Origin of the sequence: Planktothrix agardhii (assembly GCF_904830935.1) — a bacterium.
In the GTDB taxonomy this organism is placed as follows: Bacteria; Cyanobacteriota; Cyanobacteriia; order Cyanobacteriales; family Microcoleaceae; genus Planktothrix; species Planktothrix agardhii.
On record NZ_LR882952.1, the window covers coordinates 2524983 to 2543133 of the forward strand.

At 41.2% G+C, this 18151-nt stretch carries 16 protein-coding genes; 8 read left to right on the forward strand and 8 right to left on the reverse strand.

Annotation, left to right across the window (positions count from 1 at the left end):
* Positions 1 to 20: 20 nt before the first annotated feature.
* The gene (locus NMG88_RS11840; protein WP_254035442.1) at positions 21 to 1976 is read right to left on the reverse strand and encodes a peptidoglycan D,D-transpeptidase FtsI family protein; all 1956 of its coding nucleotides are present in this window, start codon (positions 1974 to 1976) and stop codon (positions 21 to 23) included.
* Between the two features lie 99 nt (positions 1977 to 2075).
* Complete coding sequence (locus tag NMG88_RS11845) at positions 2076 to 2657, reverse strand: hypothetical protein (RefSeq protein WP_042155109.1); 582 nt, start codon at positions 2655 to 2657, stop codon at positions 2076 to 2078.
* A 212-nt stretch (positions 2658 to 2869) separates the two neighbouring features.
* Here NMG88_RS11845 and NMG88_RS11850 point away from each other — a divergent pair, with 212 nt between their 5' ends.
* From NMG88_RS11850 to NMG88_RS11860, 3 genes are all read left to right on the forward strand, one after another.
* Positions 2870 to 3541 (forward strand): glutathione S-transferase family protein, encoded by a 672-nt coding sequence (locus tag NMG88_RS11850; RefSeq protein ID WP_042155108.1) that lies wholly within the window; start codon positions 2870 to 2872, stop codon positions 3539 to 3541.
* 207 nt (positions 3542 to 3748) lie between these two features.
* Positions 3749 to 6067 carry a 1,4-alpha-glucan branching enzyme gene (gene glgB / locus NMG88_RS11855; RefSeq protein WP_227365282.1) on the forward strand — a complete coding sequence of 773 codons (2319 nt, stop codon included), beginning with the start codon at positions 3749 to 3751 and terminating at the stop codon, positions 6065 to 6067.
* A gap of 340 nt (positions 6068 to 6407) precedes the next feature.
* Positions 6408 to 7331, forward strand: a complete 924-nt coding sequence (locus NMG88_RS11860; protein WP_254035443.1) for a DMT family transporter — start codon at positions 6408 to 6410, stop codon at positions 7329 to 7331.
* A gap of 218 nt (positions 7332 to 7549) precedes the next feature.
* Here the strand turns inward: NMG88_RS11860 and msrB are convergent, their stop codons facing one another.
* From msrB to NMG88_RS11885, 5 genes are all read right to left on the reverse strand, one after another.
* Positions 7550 to 7951, reverse strand: coding sequence for a peptide-methionine (R)-S-oxide reductase MsrB (gene msrB, locus NMG88_RS11865; protein WP_235751716.1), 402 nt, complete (start codon positions 7949 to 7951; stop codon positions 7550 to 7552).
* Positions 7952 to 8255: 304 nt separating this feature from the next.
* Entirely contained in the window at positions 8256 to 8714 is a 459-nt protein-coding gene (locus NMG88_RS11870; protein WP_026788277.1) for a DUF2996 domain-containing protein, read from the reverse strand.
* Positions 8715 to 8826: 112 nt separating this feature from the next.
* A complete protein-coding gene (locus NMG88_RS11875) occupies positions 8827 to 9720 on the reverse strand; it encodes a hypothetical protein (RefSeq protein ID WP_235751715.1) in 894 nt (297 codons plus the stop codon).
* A 52-nt stretch (positions 9721 to 9772) separates the two neighbouring features.
* Positions 9773 to 10279 carry a hypothetical protein gene (locus tag NMG88_RS11880; RefSeq protein ID WP_235751714.1) on the reverse strand — a complete coding sequence of 169 codons (507 nt, stop codon included), beginning with the start codon at positions 10277 to 10279 and terminating at the stop codon, positions 9773 to 9775.
* A 111-nt stretch (positions 10280 to 10390) separates the two neighbouring features.
* On the reverse strand, positions 10391 to 10810 hold the full coding sequence (locus tag NMG88_RS11885; RefSeq protein ID WP_235766334.1) for a hypothetical protein: 420 nt from the start codon (positions 10808 to 10810) through the stop codon (positions 10391 to 10393).
* Positions 10811 to 10963: 153 nt separating this feature from the next.
* Between NMG88_RS11885 and NMG88_RS11890 the strand changes: the two genes are divergently transcribed.
* From NMG88_RS11890 to NMG88_RS11910, 5 genes are all read left to right on the forward strand, one after another.
* Positions 10964 to 12796 carry a S8 family peptidase gene (locus NMG88_RS11890; protein WP_042155095.1) on the forward strand — a complete coding sequence of 611 codons (1833 nt, stop codon included), beginning with the start codon at positions 10964 to 10966 and terminating at the stop codon, positions 12794 to 12796.
* A complete protein-coding gene (locus NMG88_RS11895; RefSeq protein ID WP_026788282.1) occupies positions 12793 to 13011 on the forward strand; it encodes a hypothetical protein in 219 nt (72 codons plus the stop codon). The genes NMG88_RS11890 and NMG88_RS11895 overlap by 4 nt, the downstream gene beginning before the upstream one ends.
* Before the next feature lie 235 nt (positions 13012 to 13246).
* Positions 13247 to 14182, forward strand: a complete 936-nt coding sequence (locus tag NMG88_RS11900) for a DNA cytosine methyltransferase (RefSeq protein ID WP_141294638.1) — start codon at positions 13247 to 13249, stop codon at positions 14180 to 14182.
* 237 nt (positions 14183 to 14419) lie between these two features.
* Positions 14420 to 15697, forward strand: coding sequence for an adenosylhomocysteinase (gene ahcY, locus NMG88_RS11905; RefSeq protein ID WP_214560088.1), 1278 nt, complete (start codon positions 14420 to 14422; stop codon positions 15695 to 15697).
* 179 nt (positions 15698 to 15876) lie between these two features.
* On the forward strand, positions 15877 to 16485 hold the full coding sequence (locus tag NMG88_RS11910; RefSeq protein ID WP_042155089.1) for a DedA family protein: 609 nt from the start codon (positions 15877 to 15879) through the stop codon (positions 16483 to 16485).
* Positions 16486 to 16524: 39 nt separating this feature from the next.
* Here NMG88_RS11910 and murJ read toward each other — a convergent pair whose 3' ends face one another.
* On the reverse strand, positions 16525 to 18138 hold the full coding sequence (murJ, locus tag NMG88_RS11915) for a murein biosynthesis integral membrane protein MurJ (RefSeq protein WP_235751713.1): 1614 nt from the start codon (positions 18136 to 18138) through the stop codon (positions 16525 to 16527).
* Positions 18139 to 18151 lie beyond the last annotated feature (13 nt).

An 18151-nucleotide genomic window follows, 5' to 3' on the forward strand; every position in this document is an offset into this window, starting at 1 on the left:
CAGTAATCAGTAATCAGTAATCAGTTATCAGTGTAAGAGTTGATCTGTGATTGGTCAACCGGAATATCTGAGGGGGGGAGTTTTTCCAGATGAATGAGTGCTTCCATCACCGATTTCACAATGGGTGCAGCCACAATTCCTCCGGCGCGACCTTCTAAGGGTTCATCCACCACTGCCACAACCACATAACGGGGATGGTCAACACTTAAAATTCCGACAAAACTGGTAATGAGGGCGTTAGAAGAATAGCCTCCATCAGCCGATGCTTTTTGAGCCGTCCCGGTTTTGCCAGCAACCCGATAATTTTCTATGGAGGCTTGGGTTCCAGTTCCTCCTTCTTTAACCACAGTTTCCATCATTTTTAAAACGGAATTAGCTGTTTCAGATGAAAACACTTGTTGGGGTTCACTCAGGGGTAATTTCCAATATAGTTGGCTTTTGCTGTTATATAACCCTTGAACAACGTGGGGAGTTACCAGTTTACCGCCATTAGCTAAAAGGCTATGGAGTTGGGCTAACTGAATGGGAGTAATGGAAAATCCTTGGCCAAAAGCTGTGGTTGCGGGTTCAATTGGGGCGGAAACAAATTGTTCTTTAGATTTTAGGGTACTGGTGGCGGCAAAGGGTAAATCAATGCCCATGGTTGTTCCTAACCCCAAACGTTTTAAGCCTTGATAAAATACCTCCGGCTCCATCCGTTGCATAATTCGCACCATGCCCACGTTACTGGAATATTTGACCACATCGCTGATATTAATTTCGCCTCGAGCGGAACCATCGTAATTTTGAATCGGCCAACCCCCAACTTGAATATGACCCTCATCATTAACAACAGTATCCGGTTGAATTGCTCCCGCTTCTAAGGCTAAAGCAATGTTAATGGGTTTGAAGGTTGAACCGGGTTCATAAAGATCCGTTAAAGCCCAATTTTTAAACCGTTCTAAGTCAAATTTATAGTATTGATTCGGATTATAGGTCGGTTCATTGGCCAGGGTTAGTACGGAGCCATCGGTGGCATCCATGACAATTACTGTTCCCCGTTTGGCTTTGTATTCTTTAAGGCTTTTCTGGAGGGCTTGATGGGCAACTCGTTGTAAGGAGGAGTCAATTGTTAGCCTTAATTCTAAATCATCAATGGGGATAAACCCTGTGGCGATTCGTTCAGGAACCCAAGCACCATTAGCAGCCCGTTGAAAGGACAAGGATGGCATGGTACGTTCTAGTAAGTTTTCCTGACTATATTCAATTCCAGCTTGACCTTTACCTTCAAGATTGACATGACCCACAACATCTGAGGTGTTTTCCTGTTGCGGATAAAGTCGTTGACGACTTTCTAATAGTTCTAATCCATCTAATCCCAAATTTTGGATATGATTGGCGACTTGTTCGGAGATTGAATCTGCAACTTTAATTCCACTTGGAGATGTACCAAATAGGGTTAAAAGTTCGCTCTTGAGTGGGGTAGTTGAATCTTCTCGCAATAATACAGGGGCTAACTTTTCGGCAATTTCATTGGGAGTTTGTTTAAAGAGTTTAGGGTGAACATAAAGGGTATAAACTCGCTGATCTAAAGCCAGAATATCTCCTTTGTGATCGGTAATTGAACGTCTGGGAACAAACGGTAGGATTTTTTGTTGTTGTTGAGATAAAGCCTGTGCTTTTAGGAAGGAAGATTCTTGACCTATTTGTAAGTGGAATAAATTCAGGGACAGACCAACAATTCCCCCTAATATTAATAACCAAACTAATATTAAACGCCTGCGATCGGCTCTTACTGGGGCAGAGCGATCGCGCTTTCTAGGATAGGCTACAAAGGGAAGATCAACCGAGCTTTTCCTTAAAGGAGTAGAACCTGAATTCCGAGATGGGGAATTTTGACCTTTACCTCCCCAGACGGTTCTTTTTCGCCCACGCTGACCAGGAGAAGAACGCTGTCGTTGAAAACGAGAACCCGAAGAATAGTCTGAAGAAGCCATACTAACTTACTCAATACCAATCAATAACTGATTACTGTTAACTGTTAACTAATGACTGTTACAGACGCGCCAGGGCAGCGTCTCTACACTGATGACCATTTAATATCCTAAAGGTCTTTTTACTGTGGACACCGGAACAGGATCTAATTCGATCACAGTATTGGGTTCTGGAGAGGGGTGGGGACGGGGTTTCGCCGGTTCAACATAAATCATATCACCAGGTTGGGGAACCACAAGACCTGTGGTGGGCTCGTCGGCGGTGATTGCAATTTCATTTTTTAACATTTCTTGAGCCGTCCGTAGTTGTTGTTCCGTGGCTCGTAACTTTTCTAATCTGGGATATTCCTGTGTCCAACTCGACTCTCCATAAACCGTTAACCCATAAACTGTTAAAGTTGAACCAATAATCAAAGAGGTGATAACCGATGAAACCTTTTGTACCGCAATTATAGAACCAAGCCATAAAGGTTTGGGTTGAGGTTTAGGGAGAGCTTTAACAACAGTTGATCTCGGCAGGGAAGAAGGGGGATTAACCAAAGGTACAGCATTTGTCAAGGAGGCTTTAACCCGTTTTTTCCGAGCCTGATCAAAGGGAACAACCTTACTTTGTACCCAAGGAAGATCAACGGGACTAGAAGTTCTGCGTCTAGGAGAAGGTGTCGATTTGAACGCAACAGTCATACTAAATTTACCTATCTTGACTTGAGATCAACGGTGGAGGGAAAGGGAACGGCGAGGGGGATCGGAAAGTCGGCGTCGTTAGGAATCATCCTCAGCCAAAAAATCTAACCTTTAAATGATCAATCTAACTTAGTAACTATCTAATCACAAAAAAACCTAAAATATTGTTAAATTTCAGTTTTGTATATTAATTCAATCCATTTTAGTTTTTTATGCTCCTATTGCAGTTTAGTACGTCCCATTATTGTCGAAAAGCCCGTTTAGCATTGGGGTATAAAGGGATTTCTTATCAAGTGGAAAATCTCACCCCCGGACTTCATACCCTGAAACTCAAACCCCTAACGGGACTGACAACGGTTCCGGTTTTATTACCCCAAATAGAAGGTCAACCCCAGGCGATCGCCGACTCCACTGAAATTTTTAAGTATTTAGAGCATAATTATCCTGATCCCCCCTTATTTTTTGTTGATCCCCACCTACAAACCCAAGCCGCATTATTAGAAGATTGGTTAGATGAAAGTATTGGCACAGCCACTCGATTTGTTTATTATCAGTTTCGGTCTGGAGATGGGAAACAAATTGATCCGTCCCTATCGAGTTTATTGGTAATTCGGGTTGTGTGTTGGCAATATCAGATTAATACGGCTGCCGTTGAACTGGCTAAAACTCGCTTAAAAACGGCTTTTGAGGTGTTGGAAGTCTGGAAAGAACGGCTCTATTTAGTAGGCGATCGCATCAGTATTGCGGATATTGCTGCGGCGGCCTTGCTCAGTCCCCTGGCCTTAATTCCCGAATACCGCCAAAGTTACCCCTGGATATTTGACCGTACTACCGAAATTCACAATATTTGCGGTGAACTTTTACCGCCGGGATTAGGAGATTAGGGGAAGTGAGGAAGTCGGAAATGGGGAAAGTGCGAATATACGTTCAAAATCTAGTACCATTATCCCAAATCTAAACCTCGCGTCAGCGTAGGATTTTCCTGAAAATGCGGAGGGTAGGGGGGAGGTTTCCTCGCCCTAAAAATGTAAGTTGAAGCACCATTCCCATCCGTATTAGACCTGTTTTGTAATCGTAGAGCAGTAGAATCCATGACGACCATCGCAATTGATCAGATTGATAAGATTGTTTGGAACCATCACCAAGATCCCTTTGAAGTGTTGGGTTCCCATCAAATTGAACACGAGGGTAAAACGGTATGGGTAGTAAGAGCATACCTCCCTAATGCGGAGGCGGCATGGGTTCTGTTGCCCGAACAACGACAGGAATACCCCATGCAGTCCGTCCATAATCCCCATTTCTTTGAGTGCATCATTGAGACTCATGAACTCTCCAACTATCAACTGCGACTCAAAGAAGGGGAACATGAAAAGGTGGTTTATGACCCTTATGCTTTCCGTTCTGCCCAATTTACCGATGTAGATGTCCACCTGTTTGCAGAAGGAAACCACCACCGGATTTATGAAAAATTAGGTGCCCACCTAATGACTGTCAATGAAGTGGCTGGGGTGTATTTTGCCGTTTGGGCTCCCAGTGCACGGAACGTTTCGATTATTGGTAACTTCAACAATTGGGATGGCCGCCAACACCAAATGCGGAAGTTGGGCAATGGAGTTTGGGAAATGTTTGTCCCAGGACTCGGAGTGGGTGAACATTACAAATATGAAATTAAAAACTGGGAAGGACATATCTATGAGAAAACTGACCCCTACGGGTTTTATCAAGAAGTTCGCCCTAAAACCGCTTCCATTGTTGCCAATTTGGATGCCTACCAATGGCGCGATCAAGATTGGTTAGAAGAACGACGTCATAAAGATCCACTAAAATCCCCGATTTCAGTTTATGAATGCCATTTAGGGTCTTGGAACCGCGCTCCCTTTGATCAACCCCATGTTTTACCCGATGGCACTGTTGAACCTGCCGTACAAGCCTGTGAGCTTGATCCAGGGGGTCGTTTTTTAACCTATCGGGAACTCGCGGATCAGTTAATTCCCTACGTCAAGGAATTAGGCTTTACCCATATTGAATTATTGCCGATCGCGGAACATCCGTTTGATGGATCTTGGGGATATCAAGTCACCGGATATTATGCCCCGACTTCCCGGTTTGGCAGTCCCGAAGATTTCATGTATTTTGTCGATCAATGCCATTTGAATGGTATTGGGGTGCTTGTGGACTGGGTTCCGGGACATTTTCCTAAAGATGGACATGGTTTGCCTTTCTTTGATGGAACCCACCTCTATGAACACGCTGACCCCCGCAAAGGCGAACATAAAGAATGGGGAACCTTAGTCTTTAACTATGGTCGCAACGAAGTTCGTAACTTCCTGGTTGGTAACGCCCTATTTTGGTATGACAAGTATCATATTGATGGAATTCGGGTGGATGCGGTCGCCTCGATGCTGTATCTGAACTATTTACGTCCCGATGGTGAATGGGTCGCCAACGAATACGGCGGTAGCGAACATATTGAAGCGGCGGATTTCCTGCGTCAAACTAACCATGTTCTGTTTAGTTACTATCCGGGGACGTTATCCATTGCGGAAGAATCAACTTCCTGGCCGATGGTGTCCTGGCCTACTTACGTTGGTGGGTTAGGGTTTAACCTGAAATGGAATATGGGATGGATGCACGATATGTTGGATTATTTCAGCATGGACCCTTGGTTCCGTCAGTTCCATCAAAATAACGTTACCTTTAGTATTTGGTATCACCACAGCGAGAACTTTATGTTGGCGCTCTCCCACGATGAAGTGGTGCATTGTAAGAGCAATATTGCTAACAAAATGCCGGGGGATGATTGGCAGAAATTTGCTAATGTCCGGTGTTTGTTTACCTATATGTTTACTCACCCGGGTAAGAAAACTTTGTTCATGGGAATGGAGTTTGGTCAGCGTCAAGAGTGGAATGCTTGGGGGACTTTGGAATGGGAATTGATGCAATATCCCGCCCACCAAGGAATTAAACGGTTATTCCAATCTTTGAATGGACTGTATCGCAGTGAACCTGCATTGTATGAACAGGATTTTGCTGAAGCTGGGTTCCAGTGGATTGATTGTACGGATACTCGTCACAGTGTGGTGTCGTTTATTCGACGGGCAAAAGATCCAGAAGAATTTGTGGTGGTGGTCTGTAATTTTACGCCCCAACCCCATAGTCATTATCGCGTGGGTGTTCCTGAATTGGGATTCTATACCGAAATATTCAATAGTGATTCCGGTGAATTTGGCGGCAGTAATATGGGGAATTTAGGGGGTAAATGGACGGATGAATGGTGGTTCCATAATTATCCTCATTCCTTGGATTTATGTTTACCACCTTTGGGAGTTTTAGTGCTCAAATTAGACCGACCGAAAACGGAAGCCGCCCTCCAAGCTACTGCGGTGGAAGTTCCTGCTTTAGAGGCATAGTTAGCTTGAATTAAGTTGATGAAAAACAGCGATCGCTATTTTTTAAAAGTGGCGATCGCTTCAATTTTTTATATATGGGGAACAGGGAACAGGTAACAGGTAATAGGGATAAAGCATTTTTATAAAAATAAATTCTTAAATTATATCAATTTTAAATTAGGTTATATATCCAGGACTTACGCACCCAACCAAAGAAACCGGGTTTTTTTACGAAAATACTTTGTTGTCACCGACATATTATCTAAAACACCCGGTTTCTGGGTCAACCTGCGTAAGTCCTAATATCGTTATTTTAATTGAATTTCTATTATAATATAATCAGCTTATTTAAAATCTTACAATGTCAATTCATGCAACTTCAGGACGATGGCGATTAGGGTTAGGTTTAGCACTATTAACAGCATTTTTATGGGGAATTCTACCCTTAGCATTAGCGATTATTTTACAAGGTTTAGACGTTTATACCGTAACTTGGTATCGATTTTTTATTGCTTTTGTCCTGTTAGGCGGGTATTTAACCACTCGTAAACAACTCCCTAATGCGGAAACAATCCGTTTAATCCCTTGGAGTCTATTAGGAATCGCCGCAATATTTTTAGCAGGTAATTATATCCTATTTTTGCAGGGTTTAGCCTTAACTTCTCCCACTAATGCTGAAGTTTTAATTCAATTATCTCCGGTGTTAATGGGGTTAGGGGCATTAGTTATTTTTAAAGAACATTATACCAGCTTGCAATGGTTAGGTTTAGGGGTATTGACTTTAGGATTTAGTTTGTTTTTTAATGAACAATTAAAAGTGCTAGTTACCGCTTCCAATCAATATTTATGGGGAAGTTTCTTACTGGGAGTTGGAGCTATATGCTGGGCAATTTATGCCTTAGCTCAAAAACAATTATTACAATCTCTTTCCTCCTCTCAAGTTATGGCATTTATTTATGGAAGCTGCACAATTTTATATTTACCCGTCGCCACGCCTACGGCAGTTTTTAGCCTCACCCCATTTCAGGTATTAATTCTACTATTTTGTGGACTCAATACCTTAATTGCCTATGGTTGTTTTGCCGAGTCTTTAGAACATTGGGAAGCTTCACGGGTAAGTGCCGTTTTAGCCTTAGCCCCGATTATTACTCTCATTTCTGTTGATAGTATTGCGGTATTATTTCCCCATTTAATTGAACCGGAAAATTTAACTATTTTGGCTGTGATAGGAGCAATTATTGTGGTAGCAGGTTCGATGATGATTGCATTAGGAAAAAAAACCTAGAGTGAACCAAATATAATGCACTACTTTCTTTAACAAATTAAGGTTAACCTACTGAATAATTAATTGACGGATAATTGGTAATCTTTTAATGTTTTAAATTTAGCGAATCTAAATGGATTATACACTCATAATAATCAAGATTATTAATCCTAAAAAATACCCCGATGTCTTTGTAGGGGAGAGGCGCGCCTCGCCCCTACGATTAATTGGATTATAAATTAACCCTCTGATTTCTCGAAATTTAACGCCGCAGAATTCATACAATAGCGTTGTCCCGTGGGTTTGGGGCCATCATCAAAAACATGACCTAAATGGGCACCACAGTTGGCACACACCACTTCAGTCCGACGCATGAAGAAACTGAAATCATTTTCACATCTAACATTTTCTTCATTAATGGGTTGCCAAAAACTCGGCCATCCGGTTCCCGAATCAAATTTTGTTTCGGAAGTAAATAACTCTGTGCCACAACAAACGCATTTATAAATACCCTTTTCTTTATTATCATGGTATTTTCCTGTAAATGCGCGTTCCGTGCCTTTTTTCCGAGTCACACGGAATTCTTCATCACTGAGTTGTTGTTTCCATTCAGCATCAGTTTTCTTGATTTTATCTACCATAAGACCTCTAGTAAAGTAAGCTGTTCTGGTGTTCCAGTGTTCCTTATTCTCTCCCCCCCAACCCCCCCGTACACGGTGGGGGTTAGGGGCTGTTCCCTATTTAGCCCCCGTACACGGGGGGGTTGGGGGCTGTTCCCTATTTAGCCCCCGTACACGGGGGGGGTGGGGGCTGTTCCCTATTTAGCCCCCGTACACGGGGGGGGTGGGGGCTATTCCCTATTTAGCCCCCGTACACGGGGGGTTGGGGGGCTATTCCCTATTTAGCCCCCGTACACGGGGGGTTGGGGGGGCTGCTCCCTACTATTTAGTTACGAGTTAACCATTTTTGTGCATTTAAACGCTGAACTACGCCAAACACTAATAAATCAAGATTAATTTTTCGTTCATCCCCTAAAAATGGCTCAATTGTAGAGGGTTTAATTCCATTTAAAGCACAGGTAAATAACTTTAAAGAACTAATATCTTCATTGGGAAAATAGACATTAAACTGTCGTTTTCCCTGTTGCCATTGACCAACTACTTGCCAACAATCTTGATTTTCTCCTAAGCTAGAAGGCAATTTTTCTTTGGCAAATTTGAGGTCTAAATTCTCAACACCTTGACTATTTAATGCTTTTTGTAAGGCGGGAATATAGTCCTGTTGGATAAACTCACCGAAAGGTTTATCTTCTAATGCCGGGGCTTTGGCTTTTTTCTGGGCTTCAGGTTTTTCGCCTGGTGTTTCTGGGGTGGCTTCAGGGTTGGGTTTTGTTTCTTCAGACATGGAGACTTCCTTACTTTAATTTCAACAACAATTTACCAGAATATTCAAGCTATTTTAACGGATGATTGATTGCTGTGCAGGGGAGGGAAAACCCTACCCCTGATTTTTTTCGTTAAATTTCGGCGGCGGCTCGTTCAATTAAACGACGGGCTAAGGTTTGAGTTCCGGTATGGGTATAATAGTTAGTCGTCATGTCCAGAAATGCGGCAACATAATCTAACTTATCATTGGTAATATCGACAAATCCTTGTAGATTTTTAACTACTTTTTCCGGGGTTAAATCGTGTTGAGAAACAAAATCTCCCATCCAACCCTTAACCGAACCAAAACTTTCTTGTACAAAGTTTAATTTACTTTCGGAATCTTTCCCCGGAATCACATCATTAATCCGTTTAAAGCCTTCATTTTGTTCTAATTCTTTCGGGGTTAAGTTTCCAATTGTTGATAACGCCGAACTAATAAAATCTGGCCCCAAAGGAATTAAACCATCCAAACAAACTAACGCCGTCATCCGCATTAAAGATTCTCCGCCATAATCTCCTAATGCGGCTAAAAAGTCCCCAATACTATCACCTGGGATACCATTAATTAAACAAAATCCGACTAATTCTGTAACTAATTTCAGAGATAAATCAATCGCTTGAGCTTTATTTGGTTTGGGGGTTAATTGATTTAAGAAGCCTAAAAAGCTGACACTTTCTCCGATTTTATTGGCTAAAGCGGCTGCTCCTAAAGCCGTTCCAGTGCTATCAATAGTTTGATATAACCACAATGCCCGTTGATAATCCTGTTCTTGTTTTTTGTCATTATAGAGCCATAAAGCCCGTTCACTGACCTGTTGAATATAGGCGGGGTCATCTTCTCCGGTAATGGTTTTAACCGTATTTTCAAACCCAACTAAATTATTCCATTGACCCGGAATTACAAAATCTAACCCGCGTAAAACCATGACGGTAACGCCACCTGTCGGTAATTCATCAACTAATTGAGTGATAGGTTTACTCACAGTCATTCTCCTAAAATAGTATGGTTATTGTTGCTAGAAATGCTAACTAATATTATTTGATTCGGGATAACCCATTCAAATTGAATTTTCCCAGCCATTCTTCTCGGTCATTGGCGGTAAAAGATTCTGCCCGAGATTGGACTTTGACTTGATGGCGGTTTGCCACTAAAATAGCAGTAGTATTTTTACCTTGAGTAACGGCTGGATATCCACTAATAGTTTTACTACTTTGTTGATATTTTGTCGCCGCACTGGGATTATTCGCTAGGTCATTAATTGAAAGCATGGCTACATTTTTCCCACCTTGATTCAATTTGGCTTCGGCAAAACCTGTTTTTTCCTGAGCAAAAACAACCTGATAACCGTCTTGACTTTTGGGGAAAAATTTATTAAATTGGCTGCCAGAAACAGGTTTTTGGGCAACGGTTGTTTGGCCAGAATTATTAGTAGATTGATTCCCCGACGGAGGTGTAGAAGCTTTGCCCCCGCAAGCCGATATTAATAACGACATTGCTAGGGTTAAGGCGATTAAAACTTTAGGTAATTGTTTAAAATTCATACTTTAGGCAAAAAAAAGGTAAAAATCGGCGATTATTCCCCTATAGTTGGGGAAAATAACCCTTATTTCCCCTAGTATAAGCTTTTTAGAGGAAAGGAGAAGCCAGAAGTTCTACAAGTTTGACTTCATAAAGGATTGAAGATATTTATACCATCGGGCGGCTAGAGAAATTTCAGTAAAGGGAATTTGGACAATTTTAGCAGTATCGGTGAATCTAAATTCTAACGCGATCGCTTTTCCTTTTTCTGGGGGAATATTCGGGTCAACGGCCTGATTTTCCACTAATAATCCCAAGGACTCCACCTGTTTGAGAGAAAAGGTTTCTAAATTAATCGGGCCTTTGCGGGTAGGTTTTCCCCAGGTTAGGTCGGTTTCCTTGAGGCCCAAGACCGCATAAATGTCATATTTAGCCTTATCAAAATGGGTCGCCCAGGCTTGATAGGCCTCCAATTTTTGGTATTCATTCCAACCCGACCAAGCTAGACCGATAAACACCGCCAGCAGGGGAAGCCATAATAAACCACGTTCCATAATAGTTTTTTCTGTGTGTTAATTTAGGATCTATGATCCTCTATTTTGAGGATGATAGATAGAATAGAAACAAGATTGTATGTTCTGACCCAAGAAACCCGGTTTCTCCGGTTTAGATGTTAACCTATTATCAACCTTAACCGTTGAAAAACGATGAAAAAATTTTTCCTATTCTGCTTATTTTTAATTGGTTTGGGCTGGGCAGTTTCTAACTTCTCCGGTCTTGCCAATCAAGGCAGTTATGACAGTATTGTACTTGATTTTAGAGAATCTTTAGGAAAACAAGAAATTGCCAATCAAGTTCGGATAATAGCCGAAAAATATCAAATTGTTCCCTATCTCAATAGTGAATTTTCCCAAGCGGATAATGTTTATGTTGTTAGAGGGGATGCTAAATTACTCAAATCCTTGAGAAAATCTTTGGGTAAACAAACAGAATTTATTGAACCCAATTATATCTATAGTGCTGACGAAATCCCAGGAGTAAATTCTCAAGCTGCGATTATTTATGATACGGCAAATGCAATTCCCAATGACCCTTTATATGGAAAACAATGGAACTTTCGCAGTATTAATTTAGAAGGAGCCTGGAGTGAAACCCAGGGAGAAGGAGTTACCGTTGCCATTATTGATAGCGGAGTTAGTCTAGTTCCCGATTTAGAACAGACCCAATTTGTGGAAGGCTATGATTTTGTAAATGATAAAATTGAAGCCTTTGATGATAACGGACATGGAACCCATGTTGCCGGAACTATTGCCCAATCAACTAATAATAATTATGGTGTAACAGGCATTGCTTATAAAGCCAAAATTATGCCCTTAAAAGTATTAAGTTCCGGGGGCGGAGGCACGATTTCTGATATTGCCGAAGCGATTAAATTTGCTGCTGACCATAACGCCGATGTGATTAACATGAGTTTAGGCGGTGGTGGCGAAAGTAACTTAATGCAAGAAGCCATTGATTATGCCTATTCTAAAGGAGTTGTAATTATTGGCGCGGCGGGAAATTCCGGGGAAAATTGCGCCGGATATCCTGCCCGTTATCCTAAAGTTTTAGGTGTGGCTGCGTTAGATGCGGCCGGAAATAAAACCCCCTATTCTAATTTTGGGGCTGGGGTTGATATTGCCGCCCCAGGAGGATTAATTGAAGGGGAAAATCAAGTCGGAGGTATCCTACAAAATACCATTGACCCGGCAACGGGTGAGGCGGTTTTTGCAGCTTTTCAAGGTACAAGTATGGCGGCGCCGCACGTTGCTGGGGTAGCTGCATTAATTAAAGCTAGTGGAGTTACCGAACCAAATCAAGTAATTAATATTCTCAAAGAATCTGCCCGCAAAGTTGCAGAAGACCCCCTAAATCATTTTGGGGCGGGTCATTTAGATGCTACAAATGCCGTGCAAATGGCATTAAAAGGACAAATTACTTTCCGAGATTTCTTTCGTTGGTTACGCGATAATGGCTATCTGAGTCCTCGGTTTTGGGTTGATGGCGGGGCGGTAGCATTATTGCCTAAATTAGCGATGGTTTTGGGTTCCTATTTATTAGCTTGGTTTCTGAGAAATTATTTTCCGTTTCAATGGGGTTGGTCTTTGGCTGGAGGATTAGTTGCTGGAAGTAGTGGTTTATTTTTCCTGCGGGGTTTCTATATCTTTGATTTACCCCAATGGCCGATGCGAATGATGGGTAGTTCTCTCCCCGAATTAGGGGGAGCAATTCAAGGAAGTTCTACCTTAAATCCCATTTTTGCTAGTGTATTAATTCCAGTAATTTTAATCCTATTATTCCTGGGACATCCCCAGTGGAAATGGGTAGCGATTGGAATAACAATTGGAACAGCAAGTTGTTTAGGAATTAGTGCAATAGTCTCTCCTACTGTTTGGGGATTAGGCACAGGTTTCGTCTCTCAATTGTTTTTAGTTACCAATGCTTTGTTATGTTTTGGGTTAGCTCGTTTAGCGATTAAAACTCAGGTGAACGCAATATGAGTATTACAGTAACAGGTACAATTGAACGCAAGGGATTTGGTTCTGGAACCTGGGCATTGGTCAGCGAGAGCAAAACCTATGAACTCCATAATCCTCCTCAAGATTTGCAAAAATCTGGGTTAAAAGTCACCATTACAGGTCAAATTCGAGAGGATATTATGACGATGGCAATGATTGGCCCTGTGTTAGAAATAGAATCTTTTGAAACGGCTTAATTATTGAGCCATAACAGGGAAATCCTCCTGATTTTAATTGGGGAGTTAGTGACCTAATATTTGGGAGGATTTTCAAAGAAACTGAACATGGAAATTAGTAAGTACCTAAACAAAATTAATTACACATCCTCCACCCTATTCCCTCCCCCCCTAGCCCCCCGTGCACGGGGGGTTTGGGGGGGCTGTTCCGGTGTTCCCTCTCTCAACTAGGTAATTTATTTTGTGCAACTACTTAATGAGATATATTGATTTATTTTGTGGAATTGGAGGATTTAGAATTGCAATTAATCAAGTATTAACTGCTAAAAATATTAATCCAAAATGTGTTTTTTCCTCGGATATTGACCCCGATGCTCAAAAAATATATCAGATGAATTTTGGGGAACAACCCGCCGGAGATATTACTCAAATTGAAGCCAAAGATATCCCCGAACATGATCTTTTATTGGCGGGGTTTCCCTGTCAACCCTTTAGTATTTGTGGACAACTTAAAGGGTTTGAAGATACCAGAGGAACATTATTTTTTGATATTGCTCGAATTTTAGCTAATAAAAAACCCAATTATTTTATCCTAGAAAATGTTAAACAATTAGTCGGACATAACCAAGGAAAGACTTTAAAATCTATTATTGAAGTTTTAGAAAAATTGGGTTATACTGTTGAATATAAAGTATTAAATGCTTTAAATTGTGGATTACCCCAAAAGCGAGAACGGATTTTTATTGTCGGTTATCGTCAATCTTTACCGTTTCGCTGGGATATTCAAAAAATACCGATGAAACCCTTAACAGAAATCTTAGAACCGCAGGTTTCAGACTTTTATTATGCTTCTGAGAAAATCCGTAATAGTCGTTTAATTAAATATCAAGGAAAAACCCATACTGAACCGACAATTTGGCATGAAAATAAAGCTGGTCATATTAGTGCTTATCCCTATTCCTGTGCCTTAAGAGCCGGAGCATCCTATAATTATTTATTAGTCAATGGAGAACGACGGTTAACGGAACGAGAAATGCTACGTTTGCAAGGGTTTCCCGACGAGTTTAAAATATTGGGTTCCTATTCGACTTTTCGCAGATTAATTGGCAATAGTGTGGCCGTTTCTTGTGTAGAAATTGTGATGAATTGCTTATTAAATACGATAGAAAATTTTGCTATAGATTTGAAGTGACCACAAAGGCAGGAAGACACGAAGAAATCGGGTTTTTGTGTCACCTCTGGCCTAATGACAAGTTTCGCGCTAGGCTTTATGTTAATAAATTGCAACAATCGCTAATTTTGACGAGGAACCCTAAGTTGCATAGGGACGTCACCAACAGAATGCTTGAGTTAGGCCCTGTGTGCCGGATAACTCAGGCATCCTCAAAGAAACTAGAAATAATTTTTCTGTCTAGGAAACAACTAAAACATGACTGCAACAACTGTCCGTATTAACTACGAAATTAAAGACCCCTCCCTTGCGCCGAAGGGAAAACAACGGATTGAATGGGCCGGCCGTGAAATGCCTGTTCTGCGCCTGATTCAAGAACGCTTTGCCCAAGAAAAACCCTTTGCAGGTCTGCGGTTAGCTGCCTGTTGTCACGTTACGACGGAAACGGCCCATTTAGCCATCGCCCTGAAATTGGGTGGCGCCGATGCGGTGTTAATTGCCAGTAACCCTCTATCTACCCAGGATGATGTTGCAGCGAGTTTAGTTGTTGACTACGGAATTCCGGTCTATGCGATTAAAGGGGAAGACGCCGAAACCTATATTCGCCACGTTCAAATTGCTTTAGATCATCGTCCTAATATTATTATTGATGATGGTAGCGATGTGGTGGCAACTTTAATTCAAGAACGTCAACACCAAATCCCCGACTTGATTGGGACAACGGAAGAAACCACCACCGGAATTGTGCGTTTGAAAGCGATGTTGAGAGATGGGGTTTTAACTTTCCCTGCCATGAATGTCAACGATGCCGATACTAAGCATTTCTTTGATAACCGTTATGGTACTGGTCAATCAACTTTAGATGGAATTATCCGCGCTACTAACGTCCTGTTAGCGGGTAAAAATATTGTGGTGGCTGGTTATGGTTGGTGCGGAAAAGGTACCGCACTGCGGGCACGGGGTTTAGGCGCCAATGTGATTGTCACCGAAATTGACCCAGTTCGCGCTATTGAAGCGGTGATGGATGGTTTCCGGGTGATGCCGATGGATGAAGCTGCATCGGTGGGAGATTTATTTATTACTGTGACTGGGAATAAGCACGTTATTCGCGGCGAACATTTTGACGTCATGAAAGATGGCGCCATGGTTTGTAATTCCGGTCACTTTGATATTGAAATTGACCTGAAAACCTTGGGAGAAAAAGCCACCGAAGTTAAAGAAGTTCGTAACTTTACCCAAGAATATAAACTCAAAAACGGTAAATCCGTTGTGGTCTTGGGAGAAGGTCGTTTAATTAACTTAGCCGCGGCCGAAGGACATCCTAGCGCGGTGATGGATATGAGTTTTGCTAACCAAGCCTTAGCTTGTGAACATTTAGTCAAAAACCAAGGTAAATTGGAACCGGGAATTCATTCTATTCCGGCGAATCTTGACAAAGAAATTGCTCGTTTGAAGTTAGACGCCATGGGGATTAAAGTTGATAGCTTGACCCCAGAACAAATCGAGTATGTTAACTCTTGGACATCGGGAACATAAATCAGTTTAGGACTTACGCCAAGAAACCGGGTTTCTACGAAAAATATGAATGTTTTTCGCGCTTATATCTAAGAAGAAATCCGGTTTCTGAGATAGATTTTTAAGCCACCCTTTAAACCGGGTTTCTGAACCTGAAGCCCGGTTTTTGAATGACTGAAAACTTAATTTAAGAAAAGATTATGGTTGAATGGATTACTAATACCATGAGTTCCTTGGGGTATCTAGGAATTGGTTTATTAATGTTTTTAGAAAATCTATTTCCGCCTATTCCTTCTGAGTTAATTATGCCCTTAGCTGGTTTTACGGTATCCAGAGGAGAAATGCAATTTTTTCCGGCGGTTTTAGCGGGAGTTGTCGGAACAATATTAGGGGCGTTTCCTTGGTATTATGCGGGTAAATTCTTTGGGGAAGAACGGTTAAGAGATTTAGCCGACAAATACGGAAAATGGATTACAGTGACCGGAAAAGATATTGATAAAGCCAATAATTGGTTTACTCGATATGGCGGAATGGCGGTTTTTTTATGTCGTTTAGTTCCCGGGGTGAGAACCTTAATTTCTTTACCTGCGGGTCTAAATCATATGCCGTTAACTCCTTTCATTATCTATTCTACCATTGGTACAACCCTTTGGGTGACTTTTTTAACCGGAGCCGGGTATTTGTTAGGAGACCATTATGATTTGGTTGAAGAATATATAAGCCCTATTTCTAAGATTGCGTTATTAAGTTTAGTCATTGGTTTTGGTCTTTGGGTACTGCGTAAAAATATGAGAAAAAGCGCCGAGTAATCAGTTATCAATTATCAATTATCAGTTATCAATTATCAGTTATCTTTGAAACCGTTGGCGAATTCGGGAGACTAATAAATCCACTTCGGGTAATTTGAGAAATAGAATTAATACCATAAAAACAATTAAGCCGATAATCCCCGGAAGCACTAATTCTAGTAATAAAAACCCAAAATTATCACCGGGGGCTAAAATTCTTAAGCCTTGTAATGTTCCCCAACTCACCAACCCAGAAATTAGACTAATTATTGTTAATCCCAAAAAGGGTAAACTCCATTCCCGCCAGGGTAAACCATTTAATTTTATATGTAATAGCCATAAAAACATCCCCATGGAAACAACATTGACTAAAACCGTTGCGAAGACTAAACCCGGCGCACCCCAAGATTTAACCAACATAAAATCTAATACCCCATTTAAGAAAATATTAAAAATACTAACTTTAAATGGAGTCTGTCCATCTCCTAAACCATAAAATACCCTAACTAATACATCCCGTCCTAAATAAAAGAACATCCCCACGGAATAGGCAACTAAAACCGAAGCCACAAACTCCGATGCTGCTAAGTTAAACGCATACCGCTCATAAACAATTCTCACCGTGGGTAAGGCTAACGCCACCATTAATGTACTTAATGGTAACATGGTAATTGCTGTTAATATTAACGCCTGACGAATCCGGTCTTTTAATTCTGGCCATTGTTCAGGATCTCGTAAACGAGCAAAAACAGGTAAAAAAGGAACCAAAATCATATTAGAAATGATTCCTAATGGAGTTTGAACTAATAATCCAGCATAGCCCATAGCCGAGGCAGCTTGAGGAATATAAGAAGCGAAAAATAAATCTGTATACACATTAATTTGTAACATTCCTGATGATAAAGTCGCGGGTAACATGACTTTCATCACATCTCTTAATCCCGGTATTTTAAAATTAAATCGTAGTCTTAAAGTTCCTAACCCCGATTTCCACATCGCCGGAACTTGAATAATCCATTGTAAAACCGCCCCCGCCAAAGTCGCCCAAGCTAATACTTCCCCTCCTAAAACCATATATTTAGGACTATCAACATCATCTCCTAAAATCCCAATTAAAACCCCTAATCCTAAAATTAAAGCCGCACTAGAAAACAAAGGACTAATAGACGGCAACCAATACATATCCGCCGCATTCAGTGTACCAAATCCAATCCCAATTAACCCCGCAAATAAAGCCATCGGAGCCATAATTTTTAACTGTTCAATGGCAATATTTCGGGTGGCTATGCCTTCGGGAGTTGAACTTAAACCCGGAGCCATTAAATCAATTAATGGCGTGGCAAAAATTACTAATCCTACTGTTACTACTAATAAAACCATGCCGACTAAAGTAGAAACAGTTTCAACTAAAGCCTCGGCATCTTTGCGCTCTCTATTTGCTAAAGCACTAACAATGGCACTATGAAAGGGGCCGTTAATTCCACCTAATAAAATTAATAAAAATCCGGGGATAACATAAGCAAAATTATAGGCATCAATGGCTGGCCCCACACCAAAAGCCGCCGCCATTACTTGTTGACGGATTAAGCCAAATACTTTACTAATTAGGGTAGCAACTGCAACAATAGTGGCAATTCCTACTAATGAACGAGAGGGTTTAGGTTCTTCTGACACGGAATATCCACAG

Excerpts from the sequence above, each read along its gene's own strand:
- NMG88_RS11840 (WP_254035442.1), bottom strand. The coding sequence starts at position 1,976 with ATGGCTTCTTCAGACTATTCTTCGGGTTCTCGTTTTCAACGACAGCGT.
- NMG88_RS11845 (WP_042155109.1), bottom strand. The coding sequence starts at position 2,657 with ATGACTGTTGCGTTCAAATCGACACCTTCTCCTAGACGCAGAACTTCT.
- NMG88_RS11850 (WP_042155108.1), top strand. The coding sequence starts at position 2,870 with ATGCTCCTATTGCAGTTTAGTACGTCCCATTATTGTCGAAAAGCCCGT.
- glgB (WP_227365282.1), top strand. The coding sequence starts at position 3,749 with ATGACGACCATCGCAATTGATCAGATTGATAAGATTGTTTGGAACCAT.
- NMG88_RS11860 (WP_254035443.1), top strand. The coding sequence starts at position 6,408 with ATGTCAATTCATGCAACTTCAGGACGATGGCGATTAGGGTTAGGTTTA.
- msrB (WP_235751716.1), bottom strand. The coding sequence starts at position 7,951 with ATGGTAGATAAAATCAAGAAAACTGATGCTGAATGGAAACAACAACTC.
- NMG88_RS11870 (WP_026788277.1), bottom strand. The coding sequence starts at position 8,714 with ATGTCTGAAGAAACAAAACCCAACCCTGAAGCCACCCCAGAAACACCA.
- NMG88_RS11880 (WP_235751714.1), bottom strand. The coding sequence starts at position 10,279 with ATGAATTTTAAACAATTACCTAAAGTTTTAATCGCCTTAACCCTAGCA.
- NMG88_RS11885 (WP_235766334.1), bottom strand. The coding sequence starts at position 10,810 with ATGGAACGTGGTTTATTATGGCTTCCCCTGCTGGCGGTGTTTATCGGT.
- NMG88_RS11890 (WP_042155095.1), top strand. The coding sequence starts at position 10,964 with ATGAAAAAATTTTTCCTATTCTGCTTATTTTTAATTGGTTTGGGCTGG.
- NMG88_RS11895 (WP_026788282.1), top strand. The coding sequence starts at position 12,793 with ATGAGTATTACAGTAACAGGTACAATTGAACGCAAGGGATTTGGTTCT.
- NMG88_RS11900 (WP_141294638.1), top strand. The coding sequence starts at position 13,247 with ATGAGATATATTGATTTATTTTGTGGAATTGGAGGATTTAGAATTGCA.
- ahcY (WP_214560088.1), top strand. The coding sequence starts at position 14,420 with ATGACTGCAACAACTGTCCGTATTAACTACGAAATTAAAGACCCCTCC.
- NMG88_RS11910 (WP_042155089.1), top strand. The coding sequence starts at position 15,877 with ATGGTTGAATGGATTACTAATACCATGAGTTCCTTGGGGTATCTAGGA.